Source organism: Anaeromyxobacter sp. Red801 (assembly GCF_049201065.2).
In the GTDB taxonomy this organism is placed as follows: Bacteria; Myxococcota; Myxococcia; order Myxococcales; family Anaeromyxobacteraceae; genus Anaeromyxobacter.
The window spans coordinates 2,898,259-2,916,747 of the sequence record NZ_CM181236.1 but is presented as its reverse complement, the minus strand read 5'-3'; the positions used below and the strand labels follow the sequence as shown (position 1 = coordinate 2,916,747).

Genomic DNA, 18,489 nt, shown 5'->3' with positions numbered 1-18,489 from the left:
GGATGAGCGCGTTCCCGGGCTGGCTCCAGCTCCTGTCGGTCGTCTATCTCGCTGCGTCCGCCGCGAGTGCCGTCGTCGTCCTCGTCGACATCGTCGTCGGGAACCACCGGCAGTCGATGTGGATCATGGACGTCGTGTGGCCGGTCACGGCGCTGTGGTCGGGTCCGTTCGGGCTCTATGCGTACCATCGGTGGGGGCGCGCCGCGGAGAAGCGCTCGGTGATGCGCGCTCGGCAGGAGCACCGCCCTCCGCCGAACCGGGCTCAGCCGTTCGCGGTCCTCGCGGGGAAGGGCGCCACGCACTGTGGCAGCGGGTGCACGCTCGGCGACATCATCGCGGAGCTGCTCATCCTCGCCGTCCCGTTCTCGATCTTCGGGAGGAATATCTTCGGCGCGTGGGCCTACGACTTCGTGCTCGCCTTCGCGATGGGCATCGCCTTCCAGTACTTCACGATCAAGCCGATGCGGAACCTGTCGGTGAGGGACGGGCTGCGGGAGGCGCTCAAGGCGGACGCGCTGTCCCTCGTCGCCTGGCAGCTCGGGATGTACGGCTGGATGGCGCTCGCGACGTTCGTGCTCCTCCATCACGAGCTGAGCAAGGCGAGCCCGGTCTTCTGGTTCATGATGCAGGTCGCGATGTTCTTCGGGTTCCTGACGAGCTACCCGGTGAACTGGTTCCTGATCAAGCGTGGCGTGAAGGAAGCCATGTGAGCCGTCGGTGCACGCGCCCGGTCGGCCGGATGGTGGCCTGGGCGGAGCGAGCTCCACCGCGATCGGGCCGTCGCGAAACTCTGCACCGTGTTGCGTTCCTCGTCAGTGCCGGGCGCGCGCCCGACTGACCCGGAATTGCGGCTGATTCTGGCCGGGAGCGGCGCGGCGCCGCTGTCGCTCTCACCAGTTCGCCGCGGGCGTCGCGACGCGCGCCGACGAACTCGCCGCGGCCGCTCGCGCGCAACCGTGCGTGTCCGCACGGGGTTCCCAGGATCGGGGTGCGGCGCGCCTGCGCTGGCCCGCGGCTTGCCATTGAGAACGGGCGAAGGGCGAAGGACCGCAGCGACGGAAGCCCACCGCAGGAGCTGACAAGGAGCACGCCATGATGTTCGCACTCGTGCTGGCCCTCATCGGATTCGCCATCATCCCGGCGCTCGACCTCTCCGCCACGCACTGACGCCGGTAGACGGCAGCGCACGCCACCCAACGACGAGGGAGCCAATGGCCTACGATCTGCTCTCGGTCTACCCGGCGAAGCTCCTGGAGTACGGGCTCGGGATCGGCTACCTGCTGCTCTTTATCCCGTTCTGGCGGTACGTGCAGGGCGGCCGCCGCGAGGTGCGCGAGGTGGTGCGCGTCTCGCCGCCGCTGCGCGAGGCCGTCTCCGCCGCCCTCCGTGCGGCCCGCCCCGCCGGCGCGACGGCCATCCCCCGGCCGGCCTCGGCCGGCTGGTTCCACGTCCCGGCCGACGTGCACCTGCACCCCGGCCACACCTGGGCGCGGCTGGGAGGCGATGGCCTCGTCTCGGTCGGCATCGACGACTTCGCCCACAAGCTGGTGGGGCCGACGACGGTGGAGCTCCCCGCGGTCGGGACGCGGGTGGCGCAGGGCGAGCCCGCCATCGAGCTGCGCGACGAGGACCGCGGCGTCGCGATGCTCTCGCCGGTGGACGGAACCGTGGTGGCGGTGAACCCGCGCGTCAGCGCCCACGGCGCGCTCGAGGACCCCTACGGCGCCGGCTGGCTGTTCAAGGTGAAGGCGCCGCGGCTGGTCGCGAACTTCCGGCAGCTCCAGGCCGAGGCGCCGGCGCAGCGGATGCTCGACGCGGCCGGGGACACGCTCGCGCTCCGCCTCGCCCCCGAGCTCGGGCAGGTCCTGCAGGACGGCGGCACGCCGGTCCACGGCATCGCCCGGGCGCTGGCAGGAGAGGGCTGGGACGAGCTGGCCCGGGAGTACTTCCTGACTTGAGCCGCCGCGGACGAAGGGCGCGACGGGGGCCGGCGAGCGCCGGCCCTCTCTCGTTCGTCTGCAGGCCGCCTATCGCCCGCCGGCCTCCTCCGCCCGCCGGATCTCGCAGAGGTACGCCCGGTGAGGCACGGAGCCGCTGATCGGGTCGATGGCCGCGTTCCCGATCAGCAGGTTGAAGTTCGCGCCGTCGGGGCCGAACGGCTCGTAGCCGGGCGCGCCCACCTCGGGGCACGGCTGCCACCAGCCGTGCTGGCCGCAGACCACGTTCGGCTGCAGGGTGTCGTTCAGCCGCGCCCGCGCCCGGACGCGACCCTCCGGCGTCTCGATGCGGACCCAGTCGCCCGCCGCGATGCCTCGCTCCGCCGCGGCGGCGGGATGCAGCTCGACCTCCGGGTCCATCGCCTTGCGCCGCAGGCTGGGGAGCGCCCGGTGCTGGCTCTCGCAGAACAGGGTGTGCTTGGCGCACGTGAGGACGAGCGGGTAGCGCTCGGCGAGGTCCGGACGGGAGACCGGGCCGACCTGCGGCTCCTGGTACTCCGGCAGCGGCGGCTGGCCGTGCGCGAGCAGCGTCTCCGAGTACAGCTCGATCTTGCGGGTGGGCGTGCCGAAGCCCAGCGGGACGCCGCCGGCCGTCTCCGCGAACTTGCGGTAGCGCGTCTCGAGCGCGACGCGCGCGCCCTCCGGGTGCGCGCGCAGCCACTCGAGCGAGAGGCCCGAGGGCGCCAGCTGGTGGCGATAGGCCGCGTCGACGTCCCCGTTCCAGAAGTGCTCGCCGAGGCCGAGCGCGACGGCGAGGTCGAAGACGATGGCGGTGTCGGAGCGCGCCTCGCCGGGGGGAGCGGCCACGGGCCGCCGCAGCTGGACGAGCGACTGCGCCGCGGGGCTCACCTCGAAGCCGAGCTTGAGCGCCTCGCGCTCGAAGCCGCTCGCCACCGGCAGGACGACGTCGGCGAGCTCCGCGGTCGGGTTCATGAAGAGGTCCGCGTGGACGTAGAAGTCGAGCGCGGCCAGCGCCCCGCGTCCGCGCAGGACGTCGCCGTGCGACAGCAGCAGGTTGGAGCCGAACCCGACGAGACCTCGCACGGCGTACGGCTCGCGCTCGAGGATGCCGCGGTACAGCTCGTCGGTCGTCGCGAAACCCCACCGCGCCGGGCCGAGGGGACGTTCCGCGACGCCGAGCCCCACCGCCGGGCGCGCCGGCCGCGCCGGCACCTCGGAGCCGACCGCGGGGCTGGCGACCGCCGGGAAGAGCACGTTGCCGCCGCGTGCGTCGAGGCTGCCGGTCAGCACGGAGAGCTGCGCGATCGCCCGTGCGATCTGCGTCGAGCTCGTCTGCATCTCGACGCCGCTCCACGCGTAGTAGGCGAGGGGTCTCGACTCCCACAGGAGCCGCGCCGAGCGCTCGACCTCGGCGCGCGGCACGCCGGTGATCGCCTCCACGCGCTCCGGCGGGTAGGCGCGGCAGCGCGCGGCCGCGAGCTCGAACGCCGTCCGGCAGCGCACGTCGCCCTTCCACGTCCTCACCGTGTGCTCGCCGGACAGGGCGAGGTCCGTGGGGTCCACGTCGTACCGTCCACGGCGCGGGTCGTAGCCGGTGGGGCGGCCGGCGGCTCGGTCCCAGGCGACGTGGCGTCCCGCGTCCCCGCCCTCCGAGACGTCCGCGTCGGTGAGGAGGCGGCCCGTGTCCGAGCGGACGAGCAGCGGGCCGTTCGTCCACTCACGCACGAACGGCTCGTCGAACCAGCCGCGCTCGATCATCACGCCGGCGAGCCCGAGCGCGAGCGCGGCGTCGGTGCCGGGGCGCACCTGCAGCCACGCGTCGGCGCGCCGTGCCGGCTCGGTGCGCCGCGGGTCGACCACGACGAGGCGGGCCCCGCGCTTCTGCGCTGCGAGGGTGGCGGTCGCGTGGGCGAGCCGCGCGTGGTTGGGGTTGTATCCCCAGAACAGGATGCAGCCGGCGTTCTCGAGGTCGGGCAGGTACTTCCCGGGCACCGGCGCACCGAACGTGAAGCCCGTCGCGAAGTACCGGCCCCAGCCGCAGAGCTCCATCGCGCCGACGAGGTTCGGGCTGCCGAACGCGCGCATCAGCCGTTCCACCCAGGCCATCGAGTCGTCCGACGCCGAGGTCGAGGGCGACACCAGGCTGAACGCGACGCTCTCGGGCCCGGACTCCGCGGCGAGCGCGCCGAGCCGCGACGCGGTGAGCTCCAGCGCCTCGTCCCAGCCGATCCGCTGCCAGCCCGGATCGGGATCGCCCTTCGGTCGCGTGCGCTTCAACGGGTACTTCAGGCGGTCGCGGTGATGGACGAGCTCCGGCGCGGCCCGTCCCTTCGCGCAGAGCGCCTGGCCCGTGGGGTGCGACGGGTCGGGATCGAGGCGGACGAAGCGCCCGTCCTCGATGGTCGCGATCGCGCCGCAGCGCGAGACGCACAGCGCGCAGTACGTGCGGACGCGCTCCGAAGTCGGGTGGCCGGGCGCCATCACCCGTGCCCTTGGGCCGCCATGTCGCCGCGGGCTGGACCGTCCTGGGGCTCAGCCCGAACGGAACGGGGCAGGCGCACCAGCGCTCGCCCTGAGGCGGTGGGCGTCACGTCCGGGCCACACTGTGCGCCGGGTTCACGGTGAGGCCGTCCCCAGGCGCGCGCCCTCCGCCACCGGTTCGGTCGATGGAGCAGGCGGTGCAGCCTGGGGCGCGAGCCGCTCCCGGATGTCCTCGGCAGCCCGGAACATGACGGCCTGGGCGGCGACGTGCGCGGCCCGGGTGATGTTCTCGGCCGCCAGGACGCCGGGCCGGCCAGGGACCTCGACGCGCTCGGCCACGTAGGTCTGCTCGAAGGCGACGGCGCCGCGCGCGTCGAGCAACGCGACGTGGATGGACATCGCGAGCTCGCCGCTGTTGGTGAAGATCGACGGCCAGGGATACCGGTAGCTGAAGGCGGTGATCCGTGGAGCTATGACCGCGCGATGGCCGTCCAGGTGCGTCGCGTCGTTCGACAGGTCGGCGCCGCCGAGGAACAGGTCGCCGAAGGCGTCGGAGCACGAAGCGTTCCATGATGTCACGAATGGTGTGGTATCGCGCTTGCTAGAGCCTCGCGTTCGCTGGAACGGCCGCCGACGGCCTGAGTGACATCGAGGACTCCACGGCATCGGCGCCGAGGGTCGAAGAGGAGACGGATGGACCGGTTCGCAGTGGTGCTGGTGGTGGGCCTCCTCATGTCCGGATGCTCCTGGGGGCCGCGCACGCGGCCGGTGCGCGATCGCGAGGTGCTCCAGCTCCAGTCCGCCGTCGTTCCGGCGCCCGCGGGCCCGGGCTGGAAGGTGGCGCGCACGTTCGACGTGCCGGTGCGCGGGTTCGAGCTGGTCCACGCAGTGGACGGTCGCGCGCGGGATCGGTGGATCGAGATCTCCGAGCAGGACGGACGGACGGTGCTGCCGTCCGGTGAGGCCGTCCTCGCCCAGCTCTCCGCCGAGGCGAGGAGCAAGCTCGGCGATCCGGCCGCGGCGATCGAGGCGCTCGACGCGAGCCCGCCGCGGACTTTCGGCGGCGCCGCGGTCGCCGTGGCGATCCGGGCCGAGGAGACCGCCGCGAAGGCCGGCCTCCTCCAGAAGCGCGTCGTCCACTCGGCGCTCATCGCCTTCGTGCCACCGGCCGCCCCGGATCGCGCATGCGTCATCGCGTACACCGCGCTGGACACGGGCGGCCTCCCGCACGATGGCTTCGCGGAGTCGTGGCGCACGCTCGTCGACGGGGTCGAGCTCAGGCCCGCGAGCGCCGCGAACGTCGCCGCCGCGGCGCGCGCCGACGACTTCCCGAAGCGCTTCGAGCCGGGGCTCGCGCGACGGTCGCTCACGCTGCCGGCGGGTGGATTCCAGTGGTGGGTGGCGCGCGAGCGGTGGCTCGCCCACGGCGGCTTCACCGGGGGCTGGGGGCTCGCGCTCGGCATCACCGATCGCCTCGAGGTCGGCGCGCCGGGGTCCCTGCGCCTCTCCTTCGGAGAGGTGGAGGCGCTCGAGCGTCCCGAGCTCGCCGTCGAAGCCGGGCTGGTCGGGATCGAGCACGACGCGGACCGCGGCACCGTCTGGTCGTACGGGGTGAGCGCCATGGGCCGGAAGCGGCTCGCGCCCGACGTCGCGTTGCGGGGGCGGCTCGCCGCCTACGGCGCGCACGAATCCCGCACCGCCCGGGATCGGCCGGGCGGGGCCGCGAGCGCGGAGATCGTCTGGGACGTCCTGGAGTACGCGACGCTCGGCCTCGAGGCCGGCTGGCACACCATCCCGTCCCCGGGGCCGGACCGCACCCGCGTGTGGATCGGCGCCGGGCCGGCCGTCACGCTCCACCTCCCGTTCGTCGATCTCGCGGTGATGAGCGCGGCAGGTTGGCACGACGGCCGCCCCGGCGTCCGCGTCGGTGCGGGGTTCCTGCTCACCCTGTGAGCGCCCCCTGGCGCAGCCGCGTCACCTGACGCCCGGGTCACTCGCCCATCAGCTCGTGCAGCCGCGTCGTGGTGTTCCAGTTGCGGATCGTCATCTGCTTGTAGATCGGCTGCCCGATGACCCGGCTCATGCGGCTCTGCGACGCCTTCGCGATGAGCCGGGAGAAGTAGAGGACCCCGGGGCCGGCGGTGACCTCGTCGACCTCGGGGTTCACCGGGACGCGCTCGACCGCCTGGGCGGGCGACAGCGGCGCCTTCAGGAAGATGGCGTCGTAGCGGAAGCGCTCGGGCCGCGTGCCGAAGCCGTCGGGCGCGTGCTCCACTACCCGGCGAAGCTGCGCGCGGGAGAGCACGACCACGCTGGCGGGGTAGTCGAACGCGCTCGAGAGCATCGCCTCGATGCGCGGGACGAGGGTGGCGCCGCGCTCCGAGGTCGAGACGAGGACGTTGCCGCTCTGGATGTACGTCGCGACCTCGGAGAACCCGTCGGCCTCGAAGGCCGCCTTCAGGGCGGGCATGCCGATGAGGTTCTTGCCGCCGACGTTGATCCCGCGAAGCAGCACCAGGTAGCGGCTCATGCGTTCCTTTCGGTCACGCCCCTCCTAGCCGACCCCCGCCGCAGCGGCAAGACGTCTCTGTCCGTGAACCCGAGATGGTCCACGCCGAGGGCGCTGCATGCGCGGGGTCGCGTCAGCGCGGGCGGCGGCCGGAGGCCCGGCGCGCGGGCGCCTTCGGCGCCTCCGGGGCGCGCCCGGTCCACTGCTCCATGCTGCCCGCGGCGCCGAGCGCGGTGGACAGCGCGTCGGCGAGCCGGGTGGGGAGGACGCCGTTCAGGAACGGCACGAGCTTCACGAGCCAGGGCGTGCGGACGAAGACGTCGTCCCGCTCGACGCCCTCGACGATCTCGTCCGCGAGCTGCGCCGCGGTGAGCATCGACGTGAACAGCGGCGGCCGGGCCCCTTCGAAGAGGCCGGTCGAGACGTACAGCGGGCAGACCGTCGTCACGTGCACGTGGCGGTGCCCCAGGCGCGCGAGCTCCAGCCGGATCGACTCGGAGAACCCGACCACGGCCCACTTGCTCGACGCGTAGGTGCTCGCGAACGGCACGGCCGTGAGGCCCGCCGCGCTCGCCACGTTGACGAGGTGGGCGCGGGGCCTGCCGACGAGGTCGGCGAGGAACGCGTTCGTCATCGACACCAGCCCGAGCACGTTCACGGAGAACGTGTCGAGGTGCTTCTGGAGCGGGACGTCCAGGAACGCGCCGCCGAAGACCACCCCGGCGTTGTTGACCAGCACGTCGATGGGCCCGCCGCTGGCGTGGATGGCGTCCCGCACCTGCAGGATGGCGGCGCCCTTCGTCACGTCGAGGACGTGGTGCGTCGCGATGGCCCCGGCCCCGCGGATCGCGTCGGCGGTCGCGGCCAGCGGCGCCTCGTCCCGGTCGGTCAGGATCAGCTCGGCGCCGCGGGCGCCGAGCCGCTCGGCGAGCGCCCGGCCGATCCCGGCCGCGGCGCCCGTGATGAGGACGCGCTTCCCCTTCCACGCCTTCATGGCGACCTCCACGCTCGTCCTCGCCGACGTTGCTCCTCGGGTGGATCGATGAGGCTGCGCCCGATGGTCGCAGACCAGGGAGAGACGCGTCCCGGAGCGAGCGGCGCGGCGCCACCGCCAGCCGATCGTCCTGCTCGTCGGTCACACCAGCCCGAGGGGACCGGTTCGAACCGGCCCCGCCCGTGCCGGCGAACGTGCCCACGGGCTGGCGCATCATTGCGGCGAGCGGACCATGCAAACGAAGAACGTCGTCAGCATCAGCCTCGGCGCGAGCGCCGGGGACTACGACTACACCACGCGGTTCATGGGGCAGCAGTTCCGGCTCCGACGCTTCGGGGTGGACCACGACGTCGGCAGGGCGCTCGATCTGCTCGCGCGCTGGCAGGGCGAGTGCGACGCGATCGGCCTGGGCCTCGTCTCCGACCACCTGCTCGTGGGGACGCGCCGGTGGGAGGATCCCATCACGGCCGAGCTCGAGGCGGCCGTGTGCGAGGTGCCGGTCACCACCGGCGCCCGCCTCCGCGGCTTCCTCGACGAGTGGGCCATCCGGCACATCCAGGCGCACGAGCAGCGTTGCTTCACGAACGCGCGGGTGCTCTTCCTCTCCGGGCTCGCGAACTACGCGATCGCGCAGGCGGTGTCCGAGTACACGCACAACCTGAGCTTCGCCGACCCGCTGCTCCAGCTCGGGATCCCGGCGATCCTCGGCTCGGTCGCGCAGCTCGAGGCGTACGCGGCGCTCACGGCCCCCGTGCAGCGTCCGCTCCAGGCGCTCTGGGGGAAGGCGCCGGCCTCGGCTCGCGACGTCTGGACGCGGTTGATGCTCGGCAGGGCGGCCCGCGACGCGAGCGTCCTGGTCGGGCCCCACGACGACCTCGCCGCGGTCGGACGCGGCGCGCTGAACCACAAGATGGTCCTCACCTCGGCGATCCCCGACGCGGAGGTGAAGCGGCTCGGGGAGCAGGGGGTGGACGTCGTCATCGACCGCACGCCGCAGCTGCTCGAGCGCGTCGTCGGCCTCAACGTCATCGAGGCCATGATCATCGCCGCCCTGGGCAGGCAGAGCCGCGACGACGTGCTCCACGACGAGTACCTGGAGATCTTCGGCGACATGAAGCTCGCGCCGCGCATCCTGTTCCCGTCCGGCAGGCCCCGGCGCGTGAACCGGTTCGCCTTCGTCATCCACCCGCTGTCGCGCGAGTACCTGAAGGCGGCGAAGCCGGTGGAGCTGGTGTCGCGCATCGCGCCCTCCGTCGTGCTCCCCGCCGTCGAGAAGCTCATCGCCTACTCGCCGCCGTTCGTGTACTCGAAGATCACCGGCATCCGGTCGCCGACCGGCACCGAGGCGGAGGGCTGGCTCATCACCGTGGGCGGCACGCCGAAGGAGCTGCTGGCGCCAGCCCCGAGTTCACCTACCGGCGCCTGCTCGCCGCGGCGAAGATCGCGGAGGGGCTCGGCGCCCAGATCATGGGCCTCGGCGCGTTCACCAAGGTGGTGGGCGACGCGGGCGTGACCGTCGCGAAGCGCGCCGGCATCCCCATCACCACCGGGAACAGCTACAGCGCGTCCGCGGCGCTCTGGGCCGCCGCCGACGCCGTGAAGCGCCTGGGGCTCCTCTCGCGGAGCGAGGACGGCCGGGTCGCCGGCAAGGCGATGGTGGTGGGGGCGACCGGGGCGATCGGCTCGGCGTGCGCGCGGCTCCTCGCCATGTCCTTCGACGACGTCTACCTCGTCTCGCCCGAGATCGGGAAGCTGCTCACGCTGCGCGAGACGATCCTGGCGGACACGCCCGACGCAGGCGTGCACCTGTCGAGCAAGGCGGACGAGAACCTGCGGGACATGGACCTCGTGGTCACGGCCACGTCCGGCGCCGGCAAGAAGGTCCTCGACATCATGAAGGTGAAGCCCGGCTGCGTGATCACGGACGTGGCGCGGCCGCTCGACCTGCCGGCGTCGGAGGTGGCGAAGCGCCCGGACGTGCTCGTGGTCGAATCGGGCGAGATCCAGCTGCCCGGCGGCGTGCGCATGCGCGACATCGGCCTGCCGGACGGCGTCGTGTACGCCTGCCTGGCGGAGACGATCGTCCTCGCGCTGGAGGGCCGGTTCGAGAGCTACACCGTCGGCCGCAACATCGAGTGGGAGAAGGTGAAGGAGATCTACAAGCTCGGCCTCAAGCACGGCATGCGGCTGGCGGCGATCTCCGGCGTGAACGGGCCGTTCAGCGACGAGGACATCGGCCGCGTTCGCGCGCTCGCCCTCGCCGCGCGCGGCCGCTGGCGGGGCAGGGAGCCGGCGAGCCCGCCCGCGCGCGAGGGCGCGCCGCCCGCGACCCGCCCCGAGGTGCACGCCGGGGCGTGAGCCGCGTTCCGCGCGACGGCTCGGGGACTACGTCCCCGCGCTGCCGCGGGGGGCGGCCGCGCTGCGCCGGGTGACGACCAGGCTCGCGACGACGCCGGTCGCCAGGATCAGCGTGACCACGCCGAGCGAGACGGCGGGGTGGACCTTGACGAAGTCCACCAGCGCCATCTTCGCGCCGACGAACACCAGGACGGCCGCCAGCGAGGGCTTCAGGTACGTGAACCGCTCCACGAAGCTGGCCAGCAGGAAGTACAGCGACCTGAGCCCCAGGATGGCGAAGATGTTCGAGGTGAACACGATGAACGGGTCGCGCGTGATCGCGAAGATGGCCGGGATGGAGTCCACGGCGAACACGACGTCGGTGAACTCGATGAGGGCCAGCGCGAAGAACAGCGGGGTGGCGACGCGCTTGCCGCCCTCGACGGTGAAGAAGCGGTTGCCGTCGAGGCGAGGGGTGGCCGGGACCACGCGCTTCAGCACGCGGAAGACGGCGCTCTGCTCCGGGTGAGACACCCCACCGCGCGCGAGGAAGAGCTTCACGCCGGTGAGGACCAGGAAGCCGCCGAAGACGTAGATGATCCAGTGGAAGCGCTCGAGGAGCGCGGCGCCGGCCGCGATCATCGCGCCGCGGAGCACCAGGGCGGAGAGGATGCCCCAGAACAGGACCCGGTGCTGGTACAGGGCCGGGATCCCGAGCGCGCCGAAGATCACGACGAACACGAAGATGTTGTCCACCGAGAGCGACTTCTCGATGACGTAGCCGGTCAGGTACTCGAGGCCGCTGTCGGCGCCGTGGCGCTGCCACACGTATGCGCCGAAGCCGAGGGCGAGGGCGATCCAGAGCAGCGACCACGCGAGCGCCTCGCGTGGCCCGACGGCGTGATCCTTCCGGTGGAAGACGCCCAGGTCCAGCGCGAGCATCACCAGCACGAAGCCGCCGAAGGCGGCCCATTCCCAGATCGCGTGTTCCACGGCGTCCCCCGCTCGGTCGGTCCCGACCTGTTCGCCGCTCGCCGGCCGTGGGCGCCGCCGTGGCAGCGAATCGGCGCCATCGCTGGTCCGCTCCCGGAGGCGCGCCGGCGCGCCGCCCCGCGGGCATCATGGCCGAGGTGGCCGGCGCCATCTCTGGCTTCCCGCCCGCCTCCCTGCGGCTTGTTGACGCGCGCGTGCGGTCAAGCGCCCGGCCCGTCCAGCACGAGCGGCGCCGTGAACTCGACCAGGTACCCGACCATCCAGACGTCCCAGCGCGAACGAGCACGGGACGTTCCAGTCGAAGCCGAGCTTGGTGGTGACTCCGCCGCGGGAACCGCCGCCGCTCGCCGGGAAGGAGAGCCAGCGGAGGAGGAGCTCGGCGCCGAGGAGGTGCTCGGTGAAGCTCCCGCTGTCGAGGTTCAGCTCGTTGGACGGGGGCACACCGGGTGGCCATCCGCAGTCGCTCCACGGCTCCGCCAGCGCCATCGCGCCGCGCCGGCGCGAGCGAGGCTCCGTCCCCGAACCGCGTTCATGCTCCCCCCTGGGACGGGAAGTATGCCTCACGCTCAGTGGTGGAGCAGGCCCGGGATTGCGGGGTCGCCCGACCGGCCGCGGCCCGACGGGCGCGGGCCTCGCGGCGTCGGTGCACGGATGGTATGGTCAGCCCGTGGGGCGCGCGAAGACCACCCTGATCATCGTGGGGACCTGCGTCGCGGCGATCGGCGCGATGGCGCTGCCGTTCCCCATCACGAACCCGAAGGTCTTCACCCAGGGCCTCTTCGCGCGGGTCGCCAGCACCGGCGCGTTCGCTCGGCCGGGCCTCCTCCTGATCCTGGTCGGCCTTGGCTGCCTCGCGGTCGCAAGGCTCTTGCCCTCCGACCGGGAGTGAGGCCCCCGCGGCGACGCCCCGGACCGCTCGCCGCGGGGACGCCGACGGCTAGTACATGTGCCCCTCGATCTGGAGCGCCTTGCACAGGTGGTAGTTCCTGACGTGCGCGCTGTTCTGCATGTAGGCCACCTTCCTCAGCGCCTGGGCGTAGACCGCGGTGGCGTCGGTCAGGTAGCTCGTGTTCACGTCGCGCGCGTACCGGTACGCCGCGCTCGCGAGGAACAGCGCCTCCTCGGCCTGGGCCAGGGTCTGCGCCGCGAGCTCGGCCTTGCGCGCCCGCGTCAGCAGCGTGTCCATGTTGCCGGCGAGCCCCACCAGGATCTGGGCCTGGTGAAGCTCGGTCAGGGTGGTGGTGAGCTCGACGGGCGCGCCGCCGAACCAGCCCAGGCGCTCGTGGAAGACGGAGCGGACGAGGAACGGGATCGTCCCGGCGAACTCCTCGAGCTCCGGACGGCCGGCGAGCTCCTCCGGCAGCGTGATCGCGGCGACGATCTCCTCCAGCGGAGTGCCGGCGTTCGCCAGCTCCAGGGTCCGGTCCCGCACGTGCACGAGCGCCGCCTTCTGGGCGACGAACCTCGCGAGCACCGCCTCGGCGCCGACGGTCGGCCCACCCTGCATGGGCACGAGGACGTCGGGCGCGAGCAGGCGCAGCTCCTCCAGCGCGTCGATCCAGGCGGTCACCGAGACGGGCTGCTCCGCGATGGTGCCGGCGTCCGGGAGGTACGTGCCCATGTCCCCGGCGACGAGGAGGCTCGCTGCGGGGATGTACGTCAGGAGGTCGGCGTGACCGCGGCCCGTCGGGATGAGCTGCACCGTCACGGCGGGCGGCTGCAGCAGGATGGGCGTCGCCGTCGAGATGAACGCCGTCGGCTCAGCGGCGGCCTCCGGCGGCATCCAGGCGGCGTTCCGGGCCGACCCGGCACCGATCTTGCCGTCCGCGCCCCAGGTCGGACCGGCGCCGTACGCGTAGCGGCGCCGCCTCGTGAGCTCGTCGACGAGGAGGCGCTCACGCTCCAGCTCCGACGCGTAGCTCGCCGCGGCGTACACGCCGACGTTCGCGGTGCCGGCCGTCCAGGTCGAGCAGCCCCAGTCGTACTGCGGGAGCGCCGCGGGCAGGACGACGCCCGCGAGCCTGCGGCTGGACAGCCGCGTCGGATGCGTGGAGAAGAAGCGGAACATCTCCGTCCTGACGTCGCCCGCGGCGCCGTCGCCCCCGCCGCAGCCGACGATCAGGTAGGCGTACCGCGTCGTGACGAGGACCACGTTCGAGGGCGAGCCCCCGCGCCAGACGTACACCTCGAACCCCGAGCAGAAGTGCTCGTTGCCCGCGGGGTCGGTCCAGCACGGCGTCTCGCCGGGCACGGGCGGGGTCGCGTAGACGAGGTCGATGCGCCGGTCGAACTCGTCCACGGTGTGCTGCGACAGCAGGTTCTGGTTGGCCGTGTCGCGCCACCAGGCGCCGGGGCACTGCAGCACGTCGGGGTAGGGAGGGCAGTACTTCTCCCTGCCCGTGAAGAGCGGGTCGGACATCCAGCCCGGCTCCAGGTAGTAGGGATTGGTCGCCGCCAGCGCCGGAACCGACACGGTCGCGGCGATGGCCAGCAGTACGGCAGCCCGTGGTCTCGTGATCATGGATCCCTCCGTGCTCCCCCCGCGCGATGCTGAGGAGATCACCGGCGCCGGTCCATTCGCCTTCGCGGCGCACCTGAGCTGGGTTGCGCGCCGCGGACGCGACCCCGCGTGGGCGAGGACGTTCGGAGGCGGCTGGGGCGGCGAGCACCGCGTCTCGACGGAGGGACGCGGGGGCGGGAAACGCGATGAGGCCCCCCGAGGTGCCTTGCACGGTCCGTCATCGCGAAGAGGATTCCCGCCAAGGGAGACCATCATGTGCCTGAGCACGCTGCGGTCCTGGTTCGTCGCGTCGGTCATCGCCTCCTCCGGCGCGGGCTGCGCCCACGCAGGTCCCGGCGCCGGCGCGCCGCGCGATCCGGCGGCGGTGCGCGCCGCCATCGGGGAGAACCTCGCGCGCTTCAGCGGCGCCATGAAGCGCGCGGACGCGGCCGCGATCGCCTCGCTGTTCACGGACGACGCCGTGTACATGTCGTCCGCGAAGGAGGGCTTCGTCACCGGGCGGCCCGCGATCCAGGCGCTGTTCGCGGCGAGGTTCCAGGCCGCACGGTTCCTGGAGGTGACCATCGCGACCGCCTCGGTGCAGGTCGAGGGCGACGCGGCCTACGAGCTCGGGACGAACCGCCTGACCGTGCAGACCGGCGACGCGCCGCCGGTCACGCGCACCGGCCGCTACCTGACCATCTGGAAGCTCCAGCCGGACGGCGCGTGGCGCATCCACCGCGACGCGCTGGTCCCCGATCCGGCGCAGTAGCCGGCGCGCGCGATCTCGCGCGTACCGGGCGGCGGCAGCGCCGCGCGCGTCACGCCGCCGCTCCTCCTCGAGGCCGTGACCCTTGGCCCGATTGACGGGCCGGAGCGGGCGCGGGGGAATCGCTCCGCGAACCCATGCGCGAGGAGGGCGCCATGGCGGGGTCGATCGCGGGGACGCTGAGGGCGCACGGCAGGTCGCCGACGCGGGAGCTCCGCGTCGCCGGCCTCGTCCGGCCGGGGTTCGAGGCGGTGCGGCGGGCCTTCGAGGAGAACTTCGAGCGGCGCGGGGAGGTCGGCGCCGCCTGCGCGGTCTACCTGCGCGGCGAGAAGGTGGTGGACCTGTGGGGCGGCGTCCGCGACGCGGCGACGGGCGAGCCGTGGCGCGAGGACACCATGGCGCTCGTCTTCTCCGCCACGAAGGGCCTGGCCAGCCTCGCGATCGCGCTCGCCCATTCCCGCGGGCTGCTGGAATACGACGAGCGGGTGAGCACGTACTGGCCGGAGTTCGCGCAGGCGGGGAAGGCGGAGATCACCGTCCGGCAGCTCCTCGCCCACCAGGCCGGCCTGTTCGCGCTCGACGAGCGGCCGGTGATGGACCTCGTCGCGGATCCCGATCGGCTGGCCGCCGTCCTCGCCCGCCAGCGGCCGGCCTGGCCCGCCGGGACGCGGCAGGCGTACCACGCGATCACCGTCGGCTTCTACCAGGGCGAGCTGCTCCGCCGGGTGGATCCCGCACACCGGACGCTGGGCCGATTCTTCCAGGAGGAGCTGGCGGCGCCGCTGGGCGCGGACTTCTACATCCGGCTGCCCGAGGACATCCCGGACGCGAGGCTCGCGCCGCTGGTCCGGTCCGGGTCCATGCTGCGCATGCTCCTCACCATGCCTCCCTTGCTCGCGCTCGCCGGCCTGAGCGCGCGGTCCCGCCTGCGCCGCGCGCTGCAGGGGTCGGAGCTCCCGGAGCAGTGCGCGCGCGGCGTCTACGCGCGCAACCTCGAGATCCCCGCGGGCGGCGGCGTCGGCACCGCGCGCGGCATGGCGCGGATCTACGGTGCGTTCGCGTCGGGCGGCACGGAGCTGGCGCTGCGCGAGGAGACGCTGAGGCAGCTCGCGGCGCCGCCCGTCCGGCCGTCCCGCGGGTTCCGCGACGCGTGCCTGAAGGTCGAGATCCCGTTCTCGCTCGGGTTCGCGAGGCCGAGCGCCGGCAGCCCCTGGGCCCATCCGAGCGCCTTCGGGGCGCCGGGGGCGGGAGGGGCGTTCGGGTTCGCGGATCCGCACGCAGGGATGGGCTTCGGCTACGTCCCGAACAAGATGGGCACGCACCTCGACGACCCGAGGGCGGCCGCGCTGCGCCGGGCGGTGTACGGCTCGATCGGCGTGGAGGACCCGTACCGCGGCTGAGGGTCGATCGAGGCTCGCACCGGGCGGAGCGCCTCCCCGCGGGGGAACCCCGGTCTGCCGAGCCGAGGGGATGGCGGCTGCGGCACGCCGTCCCGCGCCGAGGGCCGACCCCGTCCTCCCCGCGGCCGGTGGGCGCCAGCGGCGCACGATCCTCCCAGCGCCGGGGGGCAGGAGGAGGGCCATGGTGCGCGCGCTCCACGGGATCGTTCCGGGACTGGTCGCCATCGCTGCCGCGGGAGTCGTCGCCTGCAGCGGCGGTGGCGGTGGCGACGGCGGCGGGGACGGGGACGGCGACGTCGTCGGCTTCGCGTTCAACCCGGCGAACATGGAGTTCGCGGCCGGGCTGGCCTCGCGCGTCGTGGACACGTTCCCGGCGGTCACGGACCTCCTGACGCCCGCGCTCGTCGAGCTGGGTGGGGGCACGCTGCGGAGCGGTGAGGCCCGGGCGCTGCAGGCCTGCGCGAGCGGCGGCGCGTCGCTGCGGTGGACCGACGGCTCGGGCGACGGGGCCTGGTCCGCGGGCGACACGGCCCGGATCGACCTCACCAGCTGCCGCGTCCACGCCGGCGACGGCGTGGTGCTCGGGGGCGCGCTGAGCCTCACCTTCTCGAACGTGGTCCGGGGACCTCCGCGCACGGTCGCGGCGACGCTGGAGCTGGCGCTCGACACGGACGACGGGCAGCCGGGGACGCTGCGCGGTCGGGCGGCGCTCGCGGCCACCTCCGCGGACGGCGTGCACCACGGGCTCGTGTACCAGGCGTCGGGAACGTCGCTGCTCACCGCGACCGGCAGCCTGCCCTACCAGCTCGGCTGCTTCGACGTGCGCGACGATCCGGATCCGCAGCTGGGCTTCACCCGCCGCGTGGTGCCGCTCGGCGTCATCCGGATGGACGACAAGATCATCTCGTTCGACCCGGGCTCGAGGCTCCTGTACCGCGCGGACGACGTCCCGGGCGACGGGAGGGTCGGCCTCCTGTCCCTCGCGCAGCCGCTCTGCACCGACATCGGCGTGGACCCCGGGGGCGTCCGCTCCGACAACTCGATGGTGAACATGACGGTCGCGGGCGAGCCGGGCGACGTGCGCCTGGAGCTCTACCTCCGCGGCTCGACGCACCCGGATCACACCGACGCGTGCCACTGGGACGACCTGCTCCACCCGAGCGCAGGCGGCGTCATCAACGGCACCAACGCCGTGGACGTGGCGGGCCTCGCGGCGTTCGCGCTCGACCTCCCGCGGCAGGTCGGGGCGGTCGGCCTGGATCTGGTCCTCGGCGTGGCCGCCGGCCATCCCGTCCCGCTCTGCAGCGCCGGCGGGTACACCGTCACCATCACGCCCGGCCCGCTGGCGGCGGGCCACGTGGCGACGGTGGCGTTCGGCGGCTGCGTCACCGGCGAGGCGGGCGACCCCGTCACGCTGGGTGGCAGCGTGACCTTCACCTTCACCGAGGTGACCGGGGATCCCCTCACCGACGGCTACTCGGTGGCGACGCGGTTCACCACCGTGGACATCGGGCTTCTGGACGACGTCGGGGAGGCGCGCATCACCGGTGCGCTGCGGTTCGCGCGCACCGCCACCCCGGCCGGCGTCACCGAGCAGTCCACCGCGGAGCCGGGCGTGGCGCTCGCCATGTCGGAGGGCGAGGGGGCCGGCGCGACCGAGACGCGGCTCACGGCCTTCACGGTGCGGAACGCCTGGTCCGACGCGCCGGGCTACACCATGGCCTCCGCCGGCGACGCGATGACCCTCGCCGCGACCGGCGTGCCCGGGCCGCTGGCGGTGAGCGTGACGGGCGCGCTCACCGGCGTCGAGCCGGCGCCGCCCGGCGCCGGCGAGCTGAAGGTCACGGCGACCGACGCGACCAGCGTCGTCGCGCGCATGGGCAGCGGCGGCGCCATCACGCTCCTGCTCGACGCGAACGGCGACGGCACCGTGGACGCGACCATCCCGACGAGCTGGGACGAGCTCGACTGATCCGGGCCGCTCCGAATCGCGCCGCACTTGTCACTCCCTTCCCTCGCGCCCCGCCGCCTAGACAAGGCGAGGCGCGGGGCGAGGTCCCCGGCGCGAGGAGGAGCACGACATGCCGGACATCATTCACAGGCTCGGGATCCGGGCCCCCGCGGCGAAGGTCTACGAGGCGCTGGCCACGGTGGAGGGGCTCGCGGGCTGGTGGACGCGGGACACGACGGGGCGCTCCGCGCCCGGCGGGACGGTTCGCTTCATGTTTCGCAAGCCGGACGGGACGGAGATCGGCGGGGCGGAGTTCGAGGTGCTGGAGCTGAAGCCGGAGCGCGAGGTGCGCTGGCGCTGCACGGGCGGGCCGCAGGAGTGGATCGGGACGGAGGTGGCGTTCCGGCTGTCCCGGGACGGCGACCAGACCCTGGTGGCCTTCGGGCACCGGGGCTGGCGCGAGGCGTCGGAGTTCACGGCCCACTGCTCCATGAAGTGGGCGACGTTCCTGCTCAGCCTCCGGGAGCTCGCCGAGACGGGGAAGGGCAGGCCGGCCCCGGACGACCTCAAGATCGACAACTGGAACTGAGCGGGCGC

Annotated in this window: 16 protein-coding genes; 10 read left to right on the top strand and 6 right to left on the bottom strand. The window is 73.5% G+C overall.

Annotation, left to right across the window (positions count from 1 at the left end; genetic code table 11):
• Positions 1-2: 2 nt before the first annotated feature.
• Together ACOQFB_RS13425 and ACOQFB_RS13420 are read left to right on the top strand one after the other, a co-directional pair.
• Positions 3-710 carry a DUF4396 domain-containing protein gene (locus ACOQFB_RS13425; RefSeq protein ID WP_421610051.1) on the top strand — a complete coding sequence of 236 codons (708 nt, stop codon included), beginning with the start codon at positions 3-5 and terminating at the stop codon, positions 708-710.
• A gap of 501 nt (positions 711-1,211) precedes the next feature.
• A complete protein-coding gene (locus ACOQFB_RS13420; protein WP_421610050.1) occupies positions 1,212-1,958 on the top strand; it encodes a glycine cleavage system protein H in 747 nt (248 codons plus the stop codon).
• Between the two features lie 69 nt (positions 1,959-2,027).
• Here the strand turns inward: ACOQFB_RS13420 and ACOQFB_RS13415 are convergent, their stop codons facing one another.
• Together ACOQFB_RS13415 and ACOQFB_RS13410 are read right to left on the bottom strand one after the other, a co-directional pair.
• Entirely contained in the window at positions 2,028-4,439 is a 2,412-nt protein-coding gene (locus ACOQFB_RS13415) for a molybdopterin-containing oxidoreductase family protein (RefSeq protein ID WP_421610049.1), read from the bottom strand.
• Between the two features lie 135 nt (positions 4,440-4,574).
• Positions 4,575-5,018 carry a hypothetical protein gene (locus ACOQFB_RS13410; protein WP_059435656.1) on the bottom strand — a complete coding sequence of 148 codons (444 nt, stop codon included), beginning with the start codon at positions 5,016-5,018 and terminating at the stop codon, positions 4,575-4,577.
• Between the two features lie 114 nt (positions 5,019-5,132).
• On the opposite strand from ACOQFB_RS13410, the gene ACOQFB_RS13405 reads away from it, so the two are divergent.
• Positions 5,133-6,392 carry a hypothetical protein gene (locus ACOQFB_RS13405; protein ID WP_421610048.1) on the top strand — a complete coding sequence of 420 codons (1,260 nt, stop codon included), beginning with the start codon at positions 5,133-5,135 and terminating at the stop codon, positions 6,390-6,392.
• 37 nt (positions 6,393-6,429) lie between these two features.
• Here ACOQFB_RS13405 and ACOQFB_RS13400 read toward each other — a convergent pair whose 3' ends face one another.
• Together ACOQFB_RS13400 and ACOQFB_RS13395 are read right to left on the bottom strand one after the other, a co-directional pair.
• Positions 6,430-6,969: a DUF1697 domain-containing protein gene (locus ACOQFB_RS13400; RefSeq protein WP_421610047.1), complete on the bottom strand. Its 540-nt coding sequence runs from the start codon at positions 6,967-6,969 to the stop codon at positions 6,430-6,432.
• A 112-nt stretch (positions 6,970-7,081) separates the two neighbouring features.
• Positions 7,082-7,942, bottom strand: coding sequence for an SDR family NAD(P)-dependent oxidoreductase (locus ACOQFB_RS13395; protein WP_421610046.1), 861 nt, complete (start codon positions 7,940-7,942; stop codon positions 7,082-7,084).
• Positions 7,943-8,174: 232 nt separating this feature from the next.
• On the opposite strand from ACOQFB_RS13395, the gene ACOQFB_RS13390 reads away from it, so the two are divergent.
• Positions 8,175-9,455, top strand: coding sequence for a DUF8754 domain-containing protein (locus ACOQFB_RS13390; RefSeq protein ID WP_494492246.1), 1,281 nt, complete (start codon positions 8,175-8,177; stop codon positions 9,453-9,455).
• Positions 9,410-10,300, top strand: coding sequence for a hypothetical protein (locus ACOQFB_RS13385; protein ID WP_494492245.1), 891 nt, complete (start codon positions 9,410-9,412; stop codon positions 10,298-10,300). Before ACOQFB_RS13390 ends, ACOQFB_RS13385 begins: the two co-directional genes overlap by 46 nt.
• Before the next feature lie 27 nt (positions 10,301-10,327).
• Here ACOQFB_RS13385 and ACOQFB_RS13380 read toward each other — a convergent pair whose 3' ends face one another.
• Positions 10,328-11,221 carry a TerC family protein gene (locus ACOQFB_RS13380; protein WP_237757764.1) on the bottom strand — a complete coding sequence of 298 codons (894 nt, stop codon included), beginning with the start codon at positions 11,219-11,221 and terminating at the stop codon, positions 10,328-10,330.
• A gap of 718 nt (positions 11,222-11,939) precedes the next feature.
• Here ACOQFB_RS13380 and ACOQFB_RS13375 point away from each other — a divergent pair.
• Complete coding sequence (locus tag ACOQFB_RS13375) at positions 11,940-12,161, top strand: hypothetical protein (RefSeq protein ID WP_421610044.1); 222 nt, start codon at positions 11,940-11,942, stop codon at positions 12,159-12,161.
• A gap of 48 nt (positions 12,162-12,209) precedes the next feature.
• Here ACOQFB_RS13375 and ACOQFB_RS13370 read toward each other — a convergent pair whose 3' ends face one another.
• Positions 12,210-13,793, bottom strand: coding sequence for an alkyl sulfatase dimerization domain-containing protein (locus tag ACOQFB_RS13370; protein ID WP_421610043.1), 1,584 nt, complete (start codon positions 13,791-13,793; stop codon positions 12,210-12,212).
• A 253-nt stretch (positions 13,794-14,046) separates the two neighbouring features.
• Here ACOQFB_RS13370 and ACOQFB_RS13365 point away from each other — a divergent pair, with 253 nt between their 5' ends.
• From ACOQFB_RS13365 to ACOQFB_RS13350, 4 genes are all read left to right on the top strand, one after another.
• A complete protein-coding gene (locus ACOQFB_RS13365; protein ID WP_421610042.1) occupies positions 14,047-14,544 on the top strand; it encodes a YybH family protein in 498 nt (165 codons plus the stop codon).
• Positions 14,545-14,696: 152 nt separating this feature from the next.
• On the top strand, positions 14,697-15,941 hold the full coding sequence (locus ACOQFB_RS13360; RefSeq protein ID WP_421610041.1) for a serine hydrolase domain-containing protein: 1,245 nt from the start codon (positions 14,697-14,699) through the stop codon (positions 15,939-15,941).
• Between the two features lie 181 nt (positions 15,942-16,122).
• Positions 16,123-17,913 (top strand): hypothetical protein, encoded by a 1,791-nt coding sequence (locus ACOQFB_RS13355; RefSeq protein ID WP_421610040.1) that lies wholly within the window; start codon positions 16,123-16,125, stop codon positions 17,911-17,913.
• Positions 17,914-18,022: 109 nt separating this feature from the next.
• A complete protein-coding gene (locus ACOQFB_RS13350) occupies positions 18,023-18,481 on the top strand; it encodes an SRPBCC family protein (RefSeq protein ID WP_059435644.1) in 459 nt (152 codons plus the stop codon).
• The last annotated feature ends 8 nt before the right edge of the window (positions 18,482-18,489 follow it).

Bases quoted from the DNA above. Each gene is read 5' to 3' on its own strand.
- ACOQFB_RS13425 (WP_421610051.1), top strand. From the start codon at position 3: ATGAGCGCGTTCCCGGGCTGGCTCCAGCTCCTGTCGGTCGTCTATCTC.
- ACOQFB_RS13420 (WP_421610050.1), top strand. From the start codon at position 1,212: ATGGCCTACGATCTGCTCTCGGTCTACCCGGCGAAGCTCCTGGAGTAC.
- ACOQFB_RS13415 (WP_421610049.1), bottom strand. From the start codon at position 4,439: ATGGCGCCCGGCCACCCGACTTCGGAGCGCGTCCGCACGTACTGCGCG.
- ACOQFB_RS13405 (WP_421610048.1), top strand. From the start codon at position 5,133: ATGGACCGGTTCGCAGTGGTGCTGGTGGTGGGCCTCCTCATGTCCGGA.
- ACOQFB_RS13400 (WP_421610047.1), bottom strand. From the start codon at position 6,969: ATGAGCCGCTACCTGGTGCTGCTTCGCGGGATCAACGTCGGCGGCAAG.
- ACOQFB_RS13395 (WP_421610046.1), bottom strand. From the start codon at position 7,942: ATGAAGGCGTGGAAGGGGAAGCGCGTCCTCATCACGGGCGCCGCGGCC.
- ACOQFB_RS13390 (WP_494492246.1), top strand. From the start codon at position 8,175: ATGCAAACGAAGAACGTCGTCAGCATCAGCCTCGGCGCGAGCGCCGGG.
- ACOQFB_RS13385 (WP_494492245.1), top strand. From the start codon at position 9,410: ATGGGCCTCGGCGCGTTCACCAAGGTGGTGGGCGACGCGGGCGTGACC.
- ACOQFB_RS13380 (WP_237757764.1), bottom strand. From the start codon at position 11,221: ATGCTCGCGCTGGACCTGGGCGTCTTCCACCGGAAGGATCACGCCGTC.
- ACOQFB_RS13370 (WP_421610043.1), bottom strand. From the start codon at position 13,793: ATGATCACGAGACCACGGGCTGCCGTACTGCTGGCCATCGCCGCGACC.
- ACOQFB_RS13365 (WP_421610042.1), top strand. From the start codon at position 14,047: ATGTGCCTGAGCACGCTGCGGTCCTGGTTCGTCGCGTCGGTCATCGCC.
- ACOQFB_RS13360 (WP_421610041.1), top strand. From the start codon at position 14,697: ATGGCGGGGTCGATCGCGGGGACGCTGAGGGCGCACGGCAGGTCGCCG.
- ACOQFB_RS13355 (WP_421610040.1), top strand. From the start codon at position 16,123: ATGGTGCGCGCGCTCCACGGGATCGTTCCGGGACTGGTCGCCATCGCT.
- ACOQFB_RS13350 (WP_059435644.1), top strand. From the start codon at position 18,023: ATGCCGGACATCATTCACAGGCTCGGGATCCGGGCCCCCGCGGCGAAG.